Source organism: Methylomonas sp. AM2-LC (genome assembly GCF_039904985.1).
GTDB lineage: Bacteria > Pseudomonadota > Gammaproteobacteria > Methylococcales > Methylomonadaceae > Methylomonas.
The window spans coordinates 781,048-798,704 of sequence record NZ_CP157005.1 but is presented as its reverse complement, the minus strand read 5'-3'; the positions used below and the strand labels follow the sequence as shown (position 1 = coordinate 798,704).

The 17,657-nt window shown below is 43.1% G+C and carries 19 protein-coding genes and 1 pseudogene; 12 read left to right on the top strand and 8 right to left on the bottom strand.

Translation table 11 applies throughout. The features are described from left to right. Positions 1-103 precede the first annotated feature (103 nt). On the top strand, positions 104-886 hold the full coding sequence (locus ABH008_RS03770) for an outer membrane beta-barrel protein (RefSeq protein ID WP_347988527.1): 783 nt from the start codon (positions 104-106) through the stop codon (positions 884-886). A 150-nt stretch (positions 887-1,036) separates the two neighbouring features. Beyond that, entirely contained in the window at positions 1,037-1,384 is a 348-nt protein-coding gene (locus ABH008_RS03765; RefSeq protein WP_347988526.1) for an FUN14 domain-containing protein, read from the top strand. A gap of 93 nt (positions 1,385-1,477) precedes the next feature. Here the strand turns inward: ABH008_RS03765 and haoB are convergent, their stop codons facing one another. From haoB to ABH008_RS03750, 3 genes are all read right to left on the bottom strand, one after another. Continuing rightward, complete coding sequence (gene haoB / locus ABH008_RS03760) at positions 1,478-2,467, bottom strand: hydroxylamine oxidation protein HaoB (RefSeq protein ID WP_347988525.1); 990 nt, start codon at positions 2,465-2,467, stop codon at positions 1,478-1,480. 32 nt (positions 2,468-2,499) lie between these two features. After that, entirely contained in the window at positions 2,500-4,101 is a 1,602-nt protein-coding gene (locus ABH008_RS03755) for a multiheme c-type cytochrome (protein ID WP_347988524.1), read from the bottom strand. Positions 4,102-4,333: 232 nt separating this feature from the next. Then, complete coding sequence (locus tag ABH008_RS03750; protein ID WP_347988523.1) at positions 4,334-5,236, bottom strand: LysR family transcriptional regulator; 903 nt, start codon at positions 5,234-5,236, stop codon at positions 4,334-4,336. Positions 5,237-5,341: 105 nt separating this feature from the next. Here ABH008_RS03750 and ABH008_RS03745 point away from each other — a divergent pair, with 105 nt between their 5' ends. Both ABH008_RS03745 and ABH008_RS03740 read left to right on the top strand, forming a co-directional pair. Beyond that, positions 5,342-5,617, top strand: a complete 276-nt coding sequence (locus ABH008_RS03745; protein WP_347988522.1) for an NAD(P)H-dependent oxidoreductase — start codon at positions 5,342-5,344, stop codon at positions 5,615-5,617. 8 nt (positions 5,618-5,625) lie between these two features. Then, positions 5,626-5,826, top strand: a complete 201-nt coding sequence (locus ABH008_RS03740; RefSeq protein WP_347988521.1) for an NAD(P)H-dependent oxidoreductase — start codon at positions 5,626-5,628, stop codon at positions 5,824-5,826. Positions 5,827-5,865: 39 nt separating this feature from the next. On the opposite strand, the gene ABH008_RS03735 is transcribed toward ABH008_RS03740, so the two are convergent. Continuing rightward, on the bottom strand, positions 5,866-6,819 hold the full coding sequence (locus ABH008_RS03735; RefSeq protein WP_347988512.1) for an IS5 family transposase: 954 nt from the start codon (positions 6,817-6,819) through the stop codon (positions 5,866-5,868). Between the two features lie 156 nt (positions 6,820-6,975). Here ABH008_RS03735 and ABH008_RS03730 point away from each other — a divergent pair, with 156 nt between their 5' ends. The 6 genes from ABH008_RS03730 to ABH008_RS03705 all read left to right on the top strand — a co-directional run bounded on the left by ABH008_RS03730 (position 6,976) and on the right by ABH008_RS03705 (position 12,264). After that, positions 6,976-7,566 carry a recombinase family protein gene (locus ABH008_RS03730; protein ID WP_347989946.1) on the top strand — a complete coding sequence of 197 codons (591 nt, stop codon included), beginning with the start codon at positions 6,976-6,978 and terminating at the stop codon, positions 7,564-7,566. A 767-nt stretch (positions 7,567-8,333) separates the two neighbouring features. Continuing rightward, a complete protein-coding gene (locus ABH008_RS03725) occupies positions 8,334-9,287 on the top strand; it encodes an IS5 family transposase (RefSeq protein ID WP_347988512.1) in 954 nt (317 codons plus the stop codon). Between the two features lie 268 nt (positions 9,288-9,555). Beyond that, positions 9,556-9,984 carry a hypothetical protein gene (locus tag ABH008_RS03720; RefSeq protein ID WP_347988520.1) on the top strand — a complete coding sequence of 143 codons (429 nt, stop codon included), beginning with the start codon at positions 9,556-9,558 and terminating at the stop codon, positions 9,982-9,984. Between the two features lie 9 nt (positions 9,985-9,993). Next, positions 9,994-10,422 (top strand): helix-turn-helix transcriptional regulator, encoded by a 429-nt coding sequence (locus ABH008_RS03715; protein ID WP_347988519.1) that lies wholly within the window; start codon positions 9,994-9,996, stop codon positions 10,420-10,422. A gap of 135 nt (positions 10,423-10,557) precedes the next feature. After that, positions 10,558-11,511: an IS5 family transposase gene (locus ABH008_RS03710; RefSeq protein WP_347988512.1), complete on the top strand. Its 954-nt coding sequence runs from the start codon at positions 10,558-10,560 to the stop codon at positions 11,509-11,511. A 111-nt stretch (positions 11,512-11,622) separates the two neighbouring features. Beyond that, on the top strand, positions 11,623-12,264 hold the full coding sequence (locus ABH008_RS03705; protein ID WP_347988518.1) for a hypothetical protein: 642 nt from the start codon (positions 11,623-11,625) through the stop codon (positions 12,262-12,264). A 137-nt stretch (positions 12,265-12,401) separates the two neighbouring features. On the opposite strand, the gene ABH008_RS03700 is transcribed toward ABH008_RS03705, so the two are convergent. After that, the gene (locus ABH008_RS03700; protein WP_347988517.1) at positions 12,402-13,322 is read right to left on the bottom strand and encodes an alpha/beta fold hydrolase; all 921 of its coding nucleotides are present in this window, start codon (positions 13,320-13,322) and stop codon (positions 12,402-12,404) included. A 90-nt stretch (positions 13,323-13,412) separates the two neighbouring features. On the opposite strand from ABH008_RS03700, the pseudogene ABH008_RS03695 reads away from it, so the two are divergent. Beyond that, a pseudogene (locus ABH008_RS03695) lies at positions 13,413-13,604 on the top strand (DDE-type integrase/transposase/recombinase); the annotation flags it as partial. A gap of 197 nt (positions 13,605-13,801) precedes the next feature. On the opposite strand, the gene ampD reads toward ABH008_RS03695, so the two are convergent. Next, entirely contained in the window at positions 13,802-14,341 is a 540-nt protein-coding gene (gene ampD / locus ABH008_RS03690) for a 1,6-anhydro-N-acetylmuramyl-L-alanine amidase AmpD (RefSeq protein WP_347988516.1), read from the bottom strand. Between the two features lie 309 nt (positions 14,342-14,650). Here ampD and ABH008_RS03685 point away from each other — a divergent pair, with 309 nt between their 5' ends. Further along, entirely contained in the window at positions 14,651-15,040 is a 390-nt protein-coding gene (locus ABH008_RS03685; protein WP_347988515.1) for a lysozyme inhibitor LprI family protein, read from the top strand. Positions 15,041-15,081: 41 nt separating this feature from the next. On the opposite strand, the gene ABH008_RS03680 is transcribed toward ABH008_RS03685, so the two are convergent. Then, on the bottom strand, positions 15,082-16,332 hold the full coding sequence (locus ABH008_RS03680) for a dicarboxylate/amino acid:cation symporter (RefSeq protein ID WP_347988514.1): 1,251 nt from the start codon (positions 16,330-16,332) through the stop codon (positions 15,082-15,084). 366 nt (positions 16,333-16,698) lie between these two features. Then, positions 16,699-17,652, bottom strand: coding sequence for an IS5 family transposase (locus tag ABH008_RS03675; RefSeq protein WP_347988512.1), 954 nt, complete (start codon positions 17,650-17,652; stop codon positions 16,699-16,701). Positions 17,653-17,657 lie beyond the last annotated feature (5 nt).

The window sequence follows — 17,657 nt, the reverse complement described above, 5'->3', positions numbered from 1 at the left end:
TATAAAAATCATGCTACTCTTATCACAAAAATCACTTATTTTACAAACATGAACGTTTGCTACAAAACATCCTTAATATAGTAATTCCATGGAAAATTGCCCTATGAATATTGACCAAAAACAGTATTTGAATATCACAGTAATCAAAAAATTGTGTTTGCTTCTAGCGTTATTGGTAACTCAGACTGCTATCTGCGACCCAATCCCAGAAGAAGACCCAGCAACCAATACAGCCCTCCAAAACACCAATTTATGGACAGGTTATTATACTGGTGTGACTTTAGGTGCCATCATTAATCAGTCGAGGGTTGTTGCAAAACAGGGTGAACTTTTCACTGCTCCAGAACCAACCATTCAGAATATTTCGTCAACCAAATTTATACCTGGTCTTAACGTAGGTTATCTAAATCAAACAGCTTCAGGCTGGGTGAGAGGCATAGAGTTAGACTTATCCTATCCCGATGGCGTAGGTAGTAATAATCCTAATTGCGTTCCTAGCTGTACACTTTTCGATAAATTTACAATTAAAAACCGGGTACAAGGTGCAGTATTATTAAGATTTGGTCATGACTTTTACAATGGTTTATTGCCATATGCAACGGGTGGTGTCAGTATTGCAGATACAGCCATCAGTTATACTAATAGTGTTCAACCACCTGATTCTTATACTGCGAATTCAGTGATGGCGGGCTGGATTTTAGGTGCAGGTGTTGAATATCGTACACATAGTAAATTTTCGGTACGCGCAGAATATCTTTACACAGACTACGATAAAAACTTAAACTTGGGTCTACCTGTAATTCAGAATTCTTATGACCCTAATGGAATGGCCTCAGCCAATTTAATTTCTCATACAGCCCGTGTGGCTGTAATGTATTGGTTCTAGATTTATTTTGCATTCCCTCCTGTCAGGAGGGAATGCAAAAAGCAATATGTGGATTACTCTTAGCTATCAAACTGCCGATAGCATGATCTTCTTCTGAGTTTTAACAAAACCTCATTAAATCTGTTATTTCCCAGCTTTTAATCCTCCATTATGAACAATAGTGTAATTGATAATTCCTCAGGCTCTGATATATTTTCGAGTGGCTTTCTATTAGGCAATCTCGGCGCACCCTTTATTCTTGGCATGGCAGTCGGCTATTTTGCTAAAAAAATGTTTCGCCTGGCTTTATTTTTTGGCGGTGCCATAGTGGTATTGTTGTTTGTTGCTGAATATTATGGGGTTATTACTGTCAGCGATGCAGCCCTACAAACTGCGGCCAGTTCTGCCGCCACAGCCGCTAAAGAATCTGGAAGCTTTCTGATTGACCGGCTATCTGTCATTACCAGCAGAGGAGTGAGTGGTGGCGCGGGTTTTTTTGTAGGTTTTAAACTGGGTTAGCTTACTTAATTTCGGATATTAACACATTAATACCGAAAAATTGCCATTGCTGTATGAGATGCTTTTCGATAGTAAAGACTTAGATTAAAAAACTTAACGCAGCCAATGATAGATAGCCAGATAAGCACCCCAGTTTGATTGATACACAATTTCCAGATTGTCCGCCGGGTTTGCCAAAGAACTCGTAAAAGGCAGCATTTTAGCAAGCAGAGTATTTTCGGTTGCGCTATCCATAATGCGCCAAGCCCTTACACCTTGTCCAGGGATGTTTTGTACCAAATAGCTACCTGTGCCGTTTTCACTTGCCCAGCGTTTAACTTCGGCAATCTGACTATGTACATCTCCAGATTGTGGAAAAAGCCGCGCCTCAAAGCCCAATTGTTTTCCAGAAAGCCTTTCAATTTCACTAACGCGAGCCAAATCATCCAGACAAACCAACCAATAAACAGGCACATCTGCGGTTAGGATTTTAGCCATTTCTTGTAGCGCCTGTTGCACGTCCATGGCTAGCAAACTAGCCAAACGACGCAAAGCCTGTTCGTCAGGATCAATCGGTCCAGCCACCTGCTGCCAAAGTTCTTGTTCATTAGCATTCGCGAATGTAGTGGCCGTTGGTGCATGAATCCAAGTTTTTCTCCCCGTCAGAAAATCAATACGTTGCGCATCATCCCACCAACTAAGAAACAAAGTCTTTTCGTCGGTATGCTGCAGAATAGCCTGACTGACTTCCAACCACAAATCATGTCGCAACGCCTTCATTTCGGTTAAAGGCTGGTCTGAAGAATTATCTGGCAAATAAATTATTGCTTGTCGCACTTCATCTGTAATTGTTCGGTATTGTATCGAATTCAGTAGCAACGAAATGTCGTCACCTTGACGTACTTCATATTTTGTCGCCCCCACCATTGAAAAAGGGCTGGTTAATTCTGGAAAACCGGGCTGACCATATTTGATTTCCTGTATTTTTTGCCACCTTAAAGGTGGAGATGACCATACTGGCAATCCAAACCAACCAACCCAGATACCGGATAAGATGCAGACGATACCAACAACAGCCAACCATCGACTTCGAGAAAGCTTCATACTAAAAACAGATTTATGGTTAATTCCATAAATTAACGCTTACGAAACCAGAAGATACCAACACCTAACAGTACCAAGAAAATAGCAATCACATAATTCGTGTTGGATGCTTCGTCAATTTGCTTATCTGCTTTCGATGGCCTGTTGCCTTGTTTTTCTCTTAGCACAGTATTCTCGTTCATGATCTGCGTATAATCTTTCATTAGCTCAGACCAACCTTCGGTATAGGTAAAACCACCAGGATTTACATGGAAAAGTCCTTTATATAACTTAATTAGATCATGCTCCCACATATCGGCATGTGTACGTTCAACCGTACTAGGATTATTGCCCTTAGCCCAGAACAATTGAAAAAAGCCACCTGCAGCATCTTTTTCAGGCGCTGGCGGCGCAGGACGATTAGTATTTTGACCCGTTAGTAAGCCATCTTTATATAATTTCTCGACAACCTGTTTAGCTTCCTGCTCGACCTTCAAACCAGCGATTGTACCTTTATCCGCAGCAGTCAGATAAGCATCAGCAAAACTGGCTGAATGACAATTGCTACAGGTGCTATTCCAATCTTGTTTACGCTCATCAAACCAGGGATGATTAAGATTATTTGCAATGGCAGGCGTCGGGTTAAATCCCCACCGCACTTTACGTATCAGATTATGTGAGAACTGACCTTCAAATTCAAAATGACAATATTGGCAAGTCGGTGCCGTGTAGTGACCTTTGGTGAGGGCATCTTTTAGCTGCGCCTCAAAATTCCATTTTGCCTTACCCTGCGTTTGATAAATGGTGCCATGTTTGGATAACATGAAGTTTTCAAATTCGTTATGATCGGCACCATTATGACAAGTAGCACATGCTTCCGGTTGCCGTGCTTCAGCAACCGAAAAGCTATGTCGAGTATGACAACCATCGCATTTGTTTTGTTGGTAATGACACATATCACACCCTTGCGCGATTTCACGTTCTGGCATGGCAGCCCAAATAGCCGTTTCTACATTCGCGTTCCAATCTGCGGCATGCGAAGGATGTCCCTTGGGCCATTGACCCTGTGGCCAGGTTTGTTGTTTTTCCGCTTCTGCCTCAGCAAATTGCTCAACATGGCAAGAACCACAGACAGCTCGATCAGGCATAATCAAGTTTTTGGAATGATCTACCGTCTTTGCTCCGACACTGGCATGGCAATCTATACAACCGACTTGCTTAAGTTGCGCATTTTCAGCAAGTAAACCCTGTTTACGCAAATTTTGCTCAACCTGCTCCAGTTTTTGTTTTTTGTAAAATCGTGCATCATTGCTATCGCCCATGGCGCGAATAGCATCCAGATTGGCGTGTACACTCTCTTTCCAGGCATGGTAAGCCCCTGGAGTCAGCGTCTGATGGCAAGCGACACATTGCTCACTGCTCACTTCACCCTGTACGGTTCCAGGAGCTTTATAAAAATCTTTAGGATTCCAATATTTCTGAATAGGAATAGGCGACCAATACTTACCATACTTGCCTTTGCCAACATGATCTTGATAATAGCTATCTTTTAAAGCTTGAAAATCGACATCAGTACAGTAACCGACAGACGAAAATAATACTATTTGCGCGATAACAAATAGGAGAACTTTTATTATTGTTGATTTGTAGTTCATTAAAACACCAGCATAAAAATGGTTAGTTAATTACATTATGATACCAATCAAACGCATGTACCAATAAATTTTTAATTCTCGCCTAACCCCAAAAACAACATTCACAGAATAGCAACCCTAGTTTTGGCAATTATTCGCTTAGTTTATCTGAAACCTAAGACTTCAAATTAAGTTGACTATTAACACCAAACTGCCAAAAATTTGCTGAATATCAAAAGCAGAATGCACGAGCTTACATTTTACTTAGATTTTTTGCGTTTACTGATGCTTTTAGTATATCTGCCAGACGTTTTACTCCAGGACCAGCGAAATCAGGATTTGCCAGAACTAAATAAAGCGGTACTTCTCGCAGATTACCATCCCGTAAGGGTAGAGATTTTAATATTCCAGTTTGCAGTTCTTCACGAATATGCTCTTCCGGAAGCCAAGCAAAACCATAGCCCATTGTCACGGCCATAATAGAGGTCGCAACCTGACTGACTGTCCAACGTTGATCAACCTCTATTGACACTGTACGGTGATCTCGCCGGGTGCCTGAATCACGAATAACCACATGACGATAGGATCGTAAATCTCGGTAAGTCAATTCTCTACCTAGATGATGAAGTGGGTGATCTGCATGAGCGACGGCTTGCAAACGGATGTGCATCAATACCTCCCCTAAGAAACCTGGAGGCAATTGTGGTGAAATGGCCAAATCCACATTACCACTCAGTAACGCATCAGAAGTACCTCCTAACACTGACTCAATTAGCTCCACTCGTGTTCCTGGACTTTCCTGACTAAATTGATGCAAACAAGCCAATAGTTGATCGGTGGGAAACAAAATTTCAGCCGCAACGGTGATCATAGCCTCCCACCCAGCAGAAAGTTTATGTGCGGCACGCTCAAGATCATTGGCTTCATTCACCAAGGCTAATGCACGCCTGTAAAGCATTTGTCCCGTTGGAGTAAGTACGGCTCTACGACCTTGAATTTCAAAAACTTTAATATCTAACAGGGATTCAATTTTTTGCACAGCATAACTGACAGCCGATTGACTTTTACAAAGCTTTTCAGCTGCTTGGGCATAACCACCTGCGTCCACGACTTCTATCAAAGATCGCCATTGTTCAAGTGTGATGTATGGGCTCATAAAAACCTATCTAATTTATTGATTAATTTCACCCAATTATTATGCTTTTATATCTCATGAATAAGAAGTTAAATATTACCAACTTCACTGATTTGAGCAAAAACCATGACTACTCTCTTACAAATTAATTCCAGCATTTTTTCAACAGCAGGCAACTCCAGCCAATTAGCCAATGAATTTGTTGCCCTATGGCAAACGAATAAACCCAATACGCAAATTATAGTACGTGATTTGGCAAATGAACCATTACCACATCTAGATGCCCAAGGCGTTGCTGCATTTTTTGCACCAGAGGATAGTCGAAGCCCTGAACAAAAAGCCTATGTAGCCACCTCGGACGTACTGATTAATGAGAAAAACAGGCTGAATACATTGTCATAGGCTTACCTATGTACAACTTTGGCATTCCCTCCACACTCAAAGCCTATTTTGATCAAATAGCCCGGGCAGGCATAACGTTTCGTTATACAGAAACAGGCCCAGAAGGATTGTTATCAGGAAAAAAAGTGTTTGTTTTTGCAACTAGAGGCGGAATGTTTGCGGGAACAACTCGGGATAGTCAAACCAGTTATGTGGGCTTTGTTGAATAAATCAAAAAATGGACATAGCTCCCTATTTTCTGGCAATGTTTAAATTTTAACAGACACAGGCATGCCTAAGTCGGTCATCCGATTGAGCGCAACGGCACTTGCCAAAGCCTCCGCTTTTTGTTGCGGCAGCTGACGCGCTTTCATCGTGTTGCCAAAAATCCGCTTGTAGCGTTGCATGGCCAGTTCGACATAATTACGCAAGCCATAGCCGGTCTTTTTTTGCCAAGCGATACGGCCATACTGGTCGATTACTTTGATATGGTTGTCTCGCTGGCTATCGCCTGCGGGTGAACAAACAGCGGTCTTATGCGGTGGAACGATTACTTGTGCATCCGGCTTCAGACTTAACACCGCTTTACAAACCGGATCGCCATCGTAGGCGCCATCGGCAATGAAGGTGTCAAATGGCGTGTCGATTTGGTCAAGCAAATCCGGTACCGCCGATGGATCTCCTGTTTCCGGCGTGGTCAGTTCGCAGGCGATGATTTGATGGTTTTCATCGACCGCAAGGTGCAGTTTACGCCAGGTGCGCCGTGCAGCAACTTCATGTTTTTCTTGATGCCATTCGTCCTTACCGTAAACCTTAAGGCCGGTTGAATCGACAATCACAATACTGCCTGGAGCCAATTCTTGGGTCAATTTATGTCGGGGTAAGGCAACGCTACGCTTGGATAAGTTACTGAAATCAGGGATGGTAATGTCGATGTCCAAAGCCGTGATCAGTGAATTCATAAAGCCTTGTGTTTGCCGGAGCGGCAGGCGGAATACCTGACGAATCATTAAGCTGGTTTCAATCGCAAGCGCGGAGTATTTTTGGGGACTGCCACGACTACCCGTCTTGGCTGGATGCCATTCAGCTATTGCCTCTTCGGTAAAATACACCGTGAAATCACCGCGATTCCTTAACGCATTATTATACGCAGGCCAATTGGTAACTTTATAACGAGGTTTGTCGATTTTATCGCGGATTTTCTCGTTATACTTGTATGGCATCTTCTTGATTGGCAGGCTCTAAAAAGCTAATTTTACCAAATGTCCGATTTATTCAACAACGCCCATATTCAGTCAGAATAGAGTGTATTTTTATATTTCTTGACACATAGGGGTAAGGGTTATAGATTTCATCCTGACACATTTTGTATTTTGGGGGTGATCTTGCAGCGTATTGGATATATCAGAGTCAGTTCTTTCGACCAGAACCCGGATAGACAGCTTGAGCAAGTCGAAGTCAGCAAGGTTTTTACAGATAAGGCATCAGGTAAGGATACGCATCGGCCAGCACTAGAAGCATTATTGGATTACGCCAGGGAGGGTGATACTGTTGTCATTCACAGCATGGATCGTCTAGCGAGAAATTTGGTTGATTTGCGTAGCTTGGTACAGCAATTGACCGGTCGAGGTATAAAGGTCGAGTTCATCAAAGAAAGCCTTGTTTTTACTGGCGAGGATTCGCCAATGGCAACGTTGCTACTGTCCGTGATGGGTTCTTTTGCCGAATTCGAGCGGGCTTTGATCAAAGAGCGGCAGCGCGAAGGTATTACGCTTGCTAAGCGGAGAGGGGCTTACCGTGGACGGAAAAAGGCGCTGACAGAAGAGCAAGTAGCGGAGTTACGGCGGCGGGCTGAGGCAAAAGAGTCGAAGGCGGCGCTGGCTCGTGAGTATGGCGTTAGCCGTGAAACGCTATATCAATATTTAAGACAGGATAAGAGTATATGTGACTTGCTGGACACTGTAGGGTGACCGTAAGGATTCGTGTGATTTTGGGCAATAGCGACCATGATCATGCGCGGAAAACCAATTGTCCGTAGTTTCCGTATAACGCACCATAGCGACACCGTTTTTCGTACATTATTGAGGCCGATTTTAACGGCAAAAGTGGCATTTTATTAAACCCATCGGAAAACATCTGTTTTCCGACAGACAAAACATGATAATTTTGCATCATAGATGCATAAATCACATGAGTTTAGCTACTATTGCCCAAAATCGCACGAATCCTTACCTTGACCCCTGTAAACGCGGATCAAGTCATATTAACGCCATGAATGAAAAGCAAGAAACAACCTCTAGTATAATTAATTTGTTTGTTTGTTTGTGCATTAGTTTGTTTAATTTTGTGCTATAGCCATCGACTTAATGGAGGTGGCTGACGTTGGTGGCCGCAAGGATTCCTTCGTAAATGAGTAAAGTCGCCCCGTAACCCTTGGTATCACTGGATTTGAATACCAGCCGCAAGAAAACTCAGATTTTTCTTTTCTTGTGCTGCCTGTTACTCATTTACGAAGGTAATTCTTACGGTCGGCCAATGATTTTGAAACATTTGTGTTTTTATGTAACTGTTTTAAAACGATTAAAAAAATTTCGAGGTTTAGGGCTTAGAACCCCCATTACGTGAAAATATTGATACCACAACCGCAACTGGCCGTTGCTTCTTATCAATGATGGGCGTTGTTGAATAAATCGGACATTTGGTAAAATTAGCTTTTTAGAGCCTGCCAATCAAGAAGATGCCATACAAGTATAACGAGAAAATCCGCGATAAAATCGACAAACCTCGTTATAAAGTTACCAATTGGCCTGCGTATAATAATGCGTTAAGGAATCGCGGTGATTTCACGGTGTATTTTACCGAAGAGGCAATAGCTGAATGGCATCCAGCCAAGACGGGTAGTCGTGGCAGTCCCCAAAAATACTCCGCGCTTGCGATTGAAACCAGCTTAATGATTCGTCAGGTATTCCGCCTGCCGCTCCGGCAAACACAAGGCTTTATGAATTCACTGATCACGGCTTTGGACATCGACATTACCATCCCTGATTTCAGTAACTTATCCAAGCGTAGCGTTGCCTTACCCCGACATAAATTGACCCAAGAATTGGCTCCAGGCAGTATTGTGATTGTCGATTCAACCGGCCTTAAGGTTTACGGTAAGGACGAATGGCATCAAGAAAAACATGAAGTTGCTGCACGGCGCACCTGGCGTAAACTGCACCTTGCGGTCGATGAAAACCATCAAATCATCGCCTGCGAACTGACCACGCCGGAAACAGGAGATCCATCGGCGGTACCGGATTTGCTTGACCAAATCGACACGCCATTTGACACCTTCATTGCCGATGGCGCCTACGATGGCGATCCGGTTTGTAAAGCGGTGTTAAGTCTGAAGCCGGATGCACAAGTAATCGTTCCACCGCATAAGACCGCTGTTTGTTCACCCGCAGGCGATAGCCAGCGAGACAACCATATCAAAGTAATCGACCAGTATGGCCGTATCGCTTGGCAAAAAAAGACCGGCTATGGCTTGCGTAATTATGTCGAACTGGCCATGCAACGCTACAAGCGGATTTTTGGCAACACGATGAAAGCGCGTCAGCTGCCGCAACAAAAAGCGGAGGCTTTGGCAAGTGCCGTTGCGCTCAATCGGATGACCGACTTAGGCATGCCTGTGTCTGTTAAAATTTAAACATTGCCAGAAAATAGGGAGCTATGTCCATTTTTTGATTTATTCAACAAAGCCGTCCGGCGGAAGGCTGGCTTTAGGTTCCTGAAAAATTTGCGACAAAGCCCCGTAATACCCTATGGAACTTTGTTGGCGTTCGTTTAAACGTACACGTTTTTTGATTCATTCAACAAAGCTTCGATAATTGTGGACATTCTTTCTGATGACGAGGTTATCTTGATAGATTATAGGTAATTTGTTATCATAAACACAACAAAATAGATGTGTTAATATGATTCCTAACTTTACAAGCTCAGGTAAACTCCCACCAGGAATTCATAAGGCTACTTGGGTTGAGTTCCACGAGCGCTATGGTTACAACCCAAAACGCGTATGGCTTTTAGAAGGGTTAAAAATGCTTCTAGTCGAGCTATCCAAGGTAGGCTGTAAGTCGGTTTATGTAGACGGGAGTTTTGTAACTGATAAGGAAATACCCGGTGACTATGATCTTTGTTGGAAAATGGATGGTGTGCTCGTGGAGGATTTGGATCCAGTGCTGCTTAACTATACAGCAGAAGGAAAAGTGCGAATTGAAGAAAAATATCGCGGTGATATTCGCGGGGCTGAGTTTTCCGTGAAAGAAACAGGCGCCACGTATCTTGTATTTTTTCAGCACGATAGAAACGGAATCGCTAAAGGCGTTGTTGAGCTTGAACCTTAAGGTGACAATATGATTAAGAATGAAAGGCAATTAAAAATTACCGGAAATACACTTCGTAAGTTCGAGTCAATTTTGGTGCAGTTAACAACACAATATCAATCTAGTGCCGATTTGAAATTAAAAATGCAAATTGATGCATTAGAAACTGATGTTTTGAAACTCAAAAGAGAAATTGAAGAATTTGAATATCTAAAAAGCGGAGCAGTAAAAATAATCTTGGCAAAATCATTTCATGATCTGCCTAATGTGATAATAAAAGCGAGAATTGCTAGGGCATTAACACAGAAAGACCTCGCCTTAAAATTAGGCATGAAAGAACAACAAATTCAAAGATACGAAACCAATGATTTTGCGAGCGCATCATTCGCAATGATGGTGAAAATTGTAGATGCTCTTGATATAACCATCGAAGAAAAAGTAAGGCTAAATAAGATATAACTCAACTATAGGCATTCAGACAGGGTTCTGTCGCAAATTGTTCAGGAACCAAAAGCCAGCCTTCCGCCGGACGGCGTTGTTGAATAAATCGGACATTTGGTAAAATTAGCTTTTTAGAGCCTGCCAATCAAGAAGATGCCATACAAGTATAACGAGAAAATCCGCGATAAAATCGACAAACCTCGTTATAAAGTTACCAATTGGCCTGCGTATAATAATGCGTTAAGGAATCGCGGTGATTTCACGGTGTATTTTACCGAAGAGGCAATAGCTGAATGGCATCCAGCCAAGACGGGTAGTCGTGGCAGTCCCCAAAAATACTCCGCGCTTGCGATTGAAACCAGCTTAATGATTCGTCAGGTATTCCGCCTGCCGCTCCGGCAAACACAAGGCTTTATGAATTCACTGATCACGGCTTTGGACATCGACATTACCATCCCTGATTTCAGTAACTTATCCAAGCGTAGCGTTGCCTTACCCCGACATAAATTGACCCAAGAATTGGCTCCAGGCAGTATTGTGATTGTCGATTCAACCGGCCTTAAGGTTTACGGTAAGGACGAATGGCATCAAGAAAAACATGAAGTTGCTGCACGGCGCACCTGGCGTAAACTGCACCTTGCGGTCGATGAAAACCATCAAATCATCGCCTGCGAACTGACCACGCCGGAAACAGGAGATCCATCGGCGGTACCGGATTTGCTTGACCAAATCGACACGCCATTTGACACCTTCATTGCCGATGGCGCCTACGATGGCGATCCGGTTTGTAAAGCGGTGTTAAGTCTGAAGCCGGATGCACAAGTAATCGTTCCACCGCATAAGACCGCTGTTTGTTCACCCGCAGGCGATAGCCAGCGAGACAACCATATCAAAGTAATCGACCAGTATGGCCGTATCGCTTGGCAAAAAAAGACCGGCTATGGCTTGCGTAATTATGTCGAACTGGCCATGCAACGCTACAAGCGGATTTTTGGCAACACGATGAAAGCGCGTCAGCTGCCGCAACAAAAAGCGGAGGCTTTGGCAAGTGCCGTTGCGCTCAATCGGATGACCGACTTAGGCATGCCTGTGTCTGTTAAAATTTAAACATTGCCAGAAAATAGGGAGCTATGTCCATTTTTTGATTTATTCAACAAAGCCCATTCAAACCGGATGAAGATGTTGTCCATTGTAATTATATTAACTCTGCTGTTGCTATTGACATTAGTTTGGCGTCGTTGGCGCCGTAGTGTGCGGAGCGACTATATCCGCACTTATAGTTTTCCGGCAGGCCTCTATGAAAAATTGCGTAAACGACGCCCAGAACTGTCACTGAAAGATTGCCAATTGGCAGGGCGTGCCTTACGTCAGTTTTTTCTGGCCTATATGCAAGGCGGATGCCGTTTTGTAGCAATGCCATCACAGGTAACCGATGATCTCTGGCATGAACTGATTCTATATACTCGTCACTATGAATTATTTTGCCGTAAAGCTTTCGGTGGTTTTTTCCATCACACCCCAGCAGTGGTTCTAAGCAAAAACCGACAAGACAATACCGGTTTGCGGCGTATTTGGTGGCTAACTTGCCGGGAAGAAAATATTGATCCACGCAAACCTAGTCGTTTACCACTATTATTCGCCATTGACAAAAAACTCAACATAGACGATGGCTTTTTCTATGCAGCTGATTGCCGAGGACTTAAACCTGCTGATAACTCAAGGGGCACATCATACTGTGGTGGTGATTTTTCTAGTGCGGATTTCGACGGCTTTACCGATGGCTTTGGTGACTGGTCCGATGCGGGTAGTGGTGATGGAGGAGATAGCGGTTGCGGCGGAGGTTGTGGTGGTGGCGATTAATGTTTGCAAGGTGTTTGCAGAGCGAGACACGGATACTACCCTTTTATTTAAAAAACTGCAACAAAACCCTTTTTTCTATCACCAAGTTCGTAGCGTCTTTTTTAAAAAAAACGTGTATTTTGGATGTTTATGTTTTATTAAGGCAACTGAAACTGCAAGAAAAATGCCCAAACTTCCGTATTTGCGTCGATGACGTTTGTGCTGGGGCCGACTAGCTTTTTAAGAATGGGTTTACCACCGGGCCATCCATGACCAGCACTGGTGAGCTTCCATAGCACGACCTGAGCACCATCAAAGCAATTTTCATAAACCAATTTCCTTGCCGTATGCGTTCCATTCGATTTAAATGCTACCTCTGTAGGAACCGAATTACAACCATCATGGCGAACCCACTCCGATAGTGCAGCGTTCACTGATGGATGAAAAACCCTTGTTCCGGTTAAAGGAAAGGGAGGCCCAAGGCCGCCATAATAGAGAGCTCGCGGATCATCTTCGCTATGGATATGCAACACCGGAATAGCTCGGCCATTTGCAGCAGTCGGCACATGTGATCCGGCAATCGAAGCAATTGCGGTAATTCGTTCCGGCAATGCTTCTCCAAGACGATGGGCCATCATGCCACCATTGGAATGACCGACAGCATAAATACGGTGACTATCAATATTTGCGCGTTTTTCCAGATCCCCCAGTAACGCAGAAATGAATCCCACATCATCGATCCCTTGAGTTTGAGCATAAGCACAGCAATTTCCAGCGTTCCAGGTTAATAGTCGTTCCGATAGCAACCCGCTGCCATTAGGATAAACTGCAATATAGCCATCATGATCGGCTGCAGCATCCATTCCCGTAGTTTCGCGATGCTGTTGGGCATTGCCTCCACCGCCATGCAAATTGATTACGACAGGTAGGGGTCCGGATTTAGGCGGTATATGTACCAAATAGCTACGTGTTCGTCCTCCAATTTCAAGTTCAAATCGGTAGTCACCCTCAGAAAATGCGGCGCAAGCTGGTCTGGTAACCAATAATAAAAGGAAGATTATAATAGCTTTAACTAGCATTTCTTTTCCTAATTACTTACCCTCAGGGACGTTGAGTAGCCTGCTTGGCATAGTCGGATTATTCCTGATTGCTGAGTGTACCTTATATAGATTCTACAGCTCAAATATCTAAACAATCGGGTGAAACAGAATCATCGATTCATCAAAAATCTGACCCATTCTATGCTGGGGTTCAAGGTATTTTATTTAGCAGAATCCACTTTAGCCGGAATTGAGACCACGCACATGATCCGAAAGGGCCTGTTATCGCAAACTGGAATCCGACTTATCGGCAATTTATAGGGTTAGCAGGATAATTCTATCTTCTGGAAATTCAGATTTCGATTCCTGAAAAATTTGCGACACAACCATACCATACGTTGCTATTCCTGATGCAAAGCTTGCCAGTATAAGTTTGGCATTTTAATTCCATTAATTAAGTGTAAATAATAACTTATTGATAATAACACCAGTTTCAAGCGACTATTCATGCAGAATTATTAGCCCAACAAACTATAAAACCTTTCCCAGTCAAACAGCGGCCCTGGATCAGTCTTTCGATGCGGGGCAATGTCACTGTGCCCAACAATTGCCTGCCTGGAAAGCCCTGGATAAGCCAATAACAGCACTCTAACCACTTCAGCTAGCCGCTGATATTGATCGTCGGTAAAATCTTGCTTGATAGAACCCTCTAATTCGATGCCTATAGAAAAGTCGTTACACTGTTCACGTCCCTTATAATTCGATACACCGGCATGCCATGCCCGCAGATTAAAAGGCACATATTGTCTGATAAGGCCATTACGACGAATCAACAAATGTGCAGAGACTCTAAACTGATAAATTTCTTCGAAATAGGGATGATCTTTAGGATTGAGTGTATTACAAAACAGTTGATCAATATAATCCCCCTCGAACTGTTCAGGCGGCAGGCTGATACAATGGATTACCAATAACGATATATCCCAATTTGGACGTTGATCACAATTGGGCGAAGCTATTTGGCTAGCACAGTTCAAATAGTGGTCATGTATTATCATCTGCTTTGTCTCCCCAATAAGACCGGGTATTTGCATACCACGGCAGAATCACCAAACTCTGGCCTGATGTAAAACTATGCCTTATATTAACAAGTTATCCGGTTGAAGACGAAATTTCTGTTTCAAATATTTCACCAAACGCTTTTCGTTGCTAAAAACGCCTGGACTCATAGCCTTTAGCCTAGCAAGAATCTTAAATTTATAGCACCTAACCCAAATATCGACCCCAAAAATCGCCACAACTTGATCATTATTTTGTCGTCACTCTGTATAATAATCTGGTATTTATTTTCCTCCTGAGCTAGATATATGAAAAAAATAATCTTATTACTAACATTAGGATTCCTACCAACAACTTTATTGGCGGAAAATGTTTTGTCTGAACAATATGCGGATTGTATGGATAAAACTGGGGGAGCCATACCCGAAATACTGAATTGTATCTCTATAGAAAATGATTCTCAGGATATACGACTAAACAGGGCTTATAAAGCCGCGCAAACACAACTAAGTAGCCTGCGCGCCAAACAACTACAAGAAGTGCAACGCATATGGATTAAATATCGAAATGCGAATTGTAAGTTTTATGCGGATACCCATGGAGCCACATCCGCATCGATAAGAACCAATGAATGCTTAATGAACGCAACAGCTTCAAGAGCGCTAGAACTAGAAAACTTAAAATATATTGAACAATAGCTGTTGAATATAAAGCGAACCGCTTTACAGGCAGATATAAATTATTTCAATACTCGCTGCCAACGACTTACCAGAGCAGCTGCAATACTGTTGCCAAAAACATTAGTGGCACTCCGCCCCATATCCAGTATTTGATCTATACCTAGCAATAGTAATAAACCGGCTTCCGGGATATGAAACATCGACAAGGTAGCTGAAATTACAATTAGCGAAGCTCTGGGCACTCCGGCCACCCCCTTACTAGTAAACAACAACACCAACAACATCATAAATTGATCTGTCAGAGGCATTTCTATACCATAGGCTTGGGCTATAAACAACACAGCAAACGTCATATACATCATACTGCCATCCAGATTAAAGGAATAACCCAAGGGCAGCACTAATCCGCAGACTTTTTCATCACAACCAAAGCGTTCTAACTGTTGTAATAATTTGGGATAAGCACTTTCGCTACTTGCCGTTCCAAATGCCAACAACATAGGTTCGCGAATATGCCGAATTAAGGACCAAATTCGCTTTCCTAAAAACAAAGTAGCAAAAGCGGCCAACAGACTGCACAACAAGATTAGAGCAAAATAAAACTCACCGATAAACTGTCCATAAGTTAACAATACACCAATACCATTTTGCGCAATTACCGAACTTATTGCTGAAAAAACCGCTACAGGCGCGTAATGCATCACATAGGCAGTGATTTTAAGCATGATATGACTAAGTGAATCCAGCAATTTGACGGTGGGGTGTGCCAATTCACCAAGAGAGGCGCAAGCAATACCAAAAAACATAGAAAATACCACGATTTGCAATATTTCATTACTTGCCATCGCTTCAATTATACTTTTCGGAAACATATGCGCAGTAAATCCAGCTAAAGTAGGTTTTACATTGGCTAATCCATTCATGGCATCTTTAGCGGGTAACAGCATATTTAGCGAACTACCAGGTTGCATAATATTCACCAATAGCATTCCCAGTAACAAACTGAATAAGGAAGCCGAAAAAAACCATAGCAACGCTTTTATGCCAATACGGCCTACAGTCTGTACATCACCCATCTTAGCCATGCCGACCACTAAGGTAGCAAAAACCAATGGGGCAATAATCATTTTTACCAAGCGCAGAAAGATATCAGTCAGAACATTAAACACATCAATTAAAGTTACAAGTAGCGAATCATCCTTGGGTAAGCTCAGATTTAGCAATTCTCCAAAGCATATACCCACAATGAGTGCAATTGCAATATAGAACGTCTGACGGTTTGTAGCTTGTGGTGCATGATGGATAGACATCAACTAATCTCCTAGATCAATGCGCATATTATTCGATTATAAAAACATGTAATGAATCGTGTCACCCACTTTATCCAGTATACGATCTCATCAATCAAATGTCTTCGGCTTCTGAAGACAATACTCCGTAACAAGCATAAAAGTAAAAGACATTAAGGATGATTTTTGCGAACAATTTGCCTTACAGAAAGAGATCATGATTTTAAAATGTAAACTCTACATACTCCAAATTTTGCGACAATGCTTTTATTGCTCCAGAGTCACAAACGACAACTTTCCCACACCTGACCGTTGTGCAGAAGCCATCACCTTGGCTTTGTTGAATAAATCAAAAAATGGACATAGCTCCCTATTTTCTGGCAATGTTTAAATTTTAACAGACACAGGCATGCCTAAGTCGGTCATCCGATTGAGCGCAACGGCACTTGCCAAAGCCTCCGCTTTTTGTTGCGGCAGCTGACGCGCTTTCATCGTGTTGCCAAAAATCCGCTTGTAGCGTTGCATGGCCAGTTCGACATAATTACGCAAGCCATAGCCGGTCTTTTTTTGCCAAGCGATACGGCCATACTGGTCGATTACTTTGATATGGTTGTCTCGCTGGCTATCGCCTGCGGGTGAACAAACAGCGGTCTTATGCGGTGGAACGATTACTTGTGCATCCGGCTTCAGACTTAACACCGCTTTACAAACCGGATCGCCATCGTAGGCGCCATCGGCAATGAAGGTGTCAAATGGCGTGTCGATTTGGTCAAGCAAATCCGGTACCGCCGATGGATCTCCTGTTTCCGGCGTGGTCAGTTCGCAGGCGATGATTTGATGGTTTTCATCGACCGCAAGGTGCAGTTTACGCCAGGTGCGCCGTGCAGCAACTTCATGTTTTTCTTGATGCCATTCGTCCTTACCGTAAACCTTAAGGCCGGTTGAATCGACAATCACAATACTGCCTGGAGCCAATTCTTGGGTCAATTTATGTCGGGGTAAGGCAACGCTACGCTTGGATAAGTTACTGAAATCAGGGATGGTAATGTCGATGTCCAAAGCCGTGATCAGTGAATTCATAAAGCCTTGTGTTTGCCGGAGCGGCAGGCGGAATACCTGACGAATCATTAAGCTGGTTTCAATCGCAAGCGCGGAGTATTTTTGGGGACTGCCACGACTACCCGTCTTGGCTGGATGCCATTCAGCTATTGCCTCTTCGGTAAAATACACCGTGAAATCACCGCGATTCCTTAACGCATTATTATACGCAGGCCAATTGGTAACTTTATAACGAGGTTTGTCGATTTTATCGCGGATTTTCTCGTTATACTTGTATGGCATCTTCT

Coding starts and splice junctions, on each gene's coding strand:
- ABH008_RS03680 (WP_347988514.1), bottom strand. CDS start 16,332: ATGTCTATCCATCATGCACCACAAGCTACAAACCGTCAGACGTTCTAT.
- ABH008_RS03740 (WP_347988521.1), top strand. CDS start 5,626: ATGTACAACTTTGGCATTCCCTCCACACTCAAAGCCTATTTTGATCAA.
- ABH008_RS03710 (WP_347988512.1), top strand. CDS start 10,558: ATGCCATACAAGTATAACGAGAAAATCCGCGATAAAATCGACAAACCT.
- ABH008_RS03685 (WP_347988515.1), top strand. CDS start 14,651: ATGAAAAAAATAATCTTATTACTAACATTAGGATTCCTACCAACAACT.
- ABH008_RS03720 (WP_347988520.1), top strand. CDS start 9,556: ATGATTCCTAACTTTACAAGCTCAGGTAAACTCCCACCAGGAATTCAT.
- ABH008_RS03745 (WP_347988522.1), top strand. CDS start 5,342: ATGACTACTCTCTTACAAATTAATTCCAGCATTTTTTCAACAGCAGGC.
- ABH008_RS03770 (WP_347988527.1), top strand. CDS start 104: ATGAATATTGACCAAAAACAGTATTTGAATATCACAGTAATCAAAAAA.
- ABH008_RS03725 (WP_347988512.1), top strand. CDS start 8,334: ATGCCATACAAGTATAACGAGAAAATCCGCGATAAAATCGACAAACCT.
- ABH008_RS03755 (WP_347988524.1), bottom strand. CDS start 4,101: ATGAACTACAAATCAACAATAATAAAAGTTCTCCTATTTGTTATCGCG.
- ABH008_RS03700 (WP_347988517.1), bottom strand. CDS start 13,322: ATGCTAGTTAAAGCTATTATAATCTTCCTTTTATTATTGGTTACCAGA.
- ABH008_RS03715 (WP_347988519.1), top strand. CDS start 9,994: ATGATTAAGAATGAAAGGCAATTAAAAATTACCGGAAATACACTTCGT.
- ABH008_RS03765 (WP_347988526.1), top strand. CDS start 1,037: ATGAACAATAGTGTAATTGATAATTCCTCAGGCTCTGATATATTTTCG.
- haoB (WP_347988525.1), bottom strand. CDS start 2,467: ATGAAGCTTTCTCGAAGTCGATGGTTGGCTGTTGTTGGTATCGTCTGC.
- ABH008_RS03675 (WP_347988512.1), bottom strand. CDS start 17,652: ATGCCATACAAGTATAACGAGAAAATCCGCGATAAAATCGACAAACCT.
- ampD (WP_347988516.1), bottom strand. CDS start 14,341: ATGATAATACATGACCACTATTTGAACTGTGCTAGCCAAATAGCTTCG.
- ABH008_RS03750 (WP_347988523.1), bottom strand. CDS start 5,236: ATGAGCCCATACATCACACTTGAACAATGGCGATCTTTGATAGAAGTC.
- ABH008_RS03735 (WP_347988512.1), bottom strand. CDS start 6,819: ATGCCATACAAGTATAACGAGAAAATCCGCGATAAAATCGACAAACCT.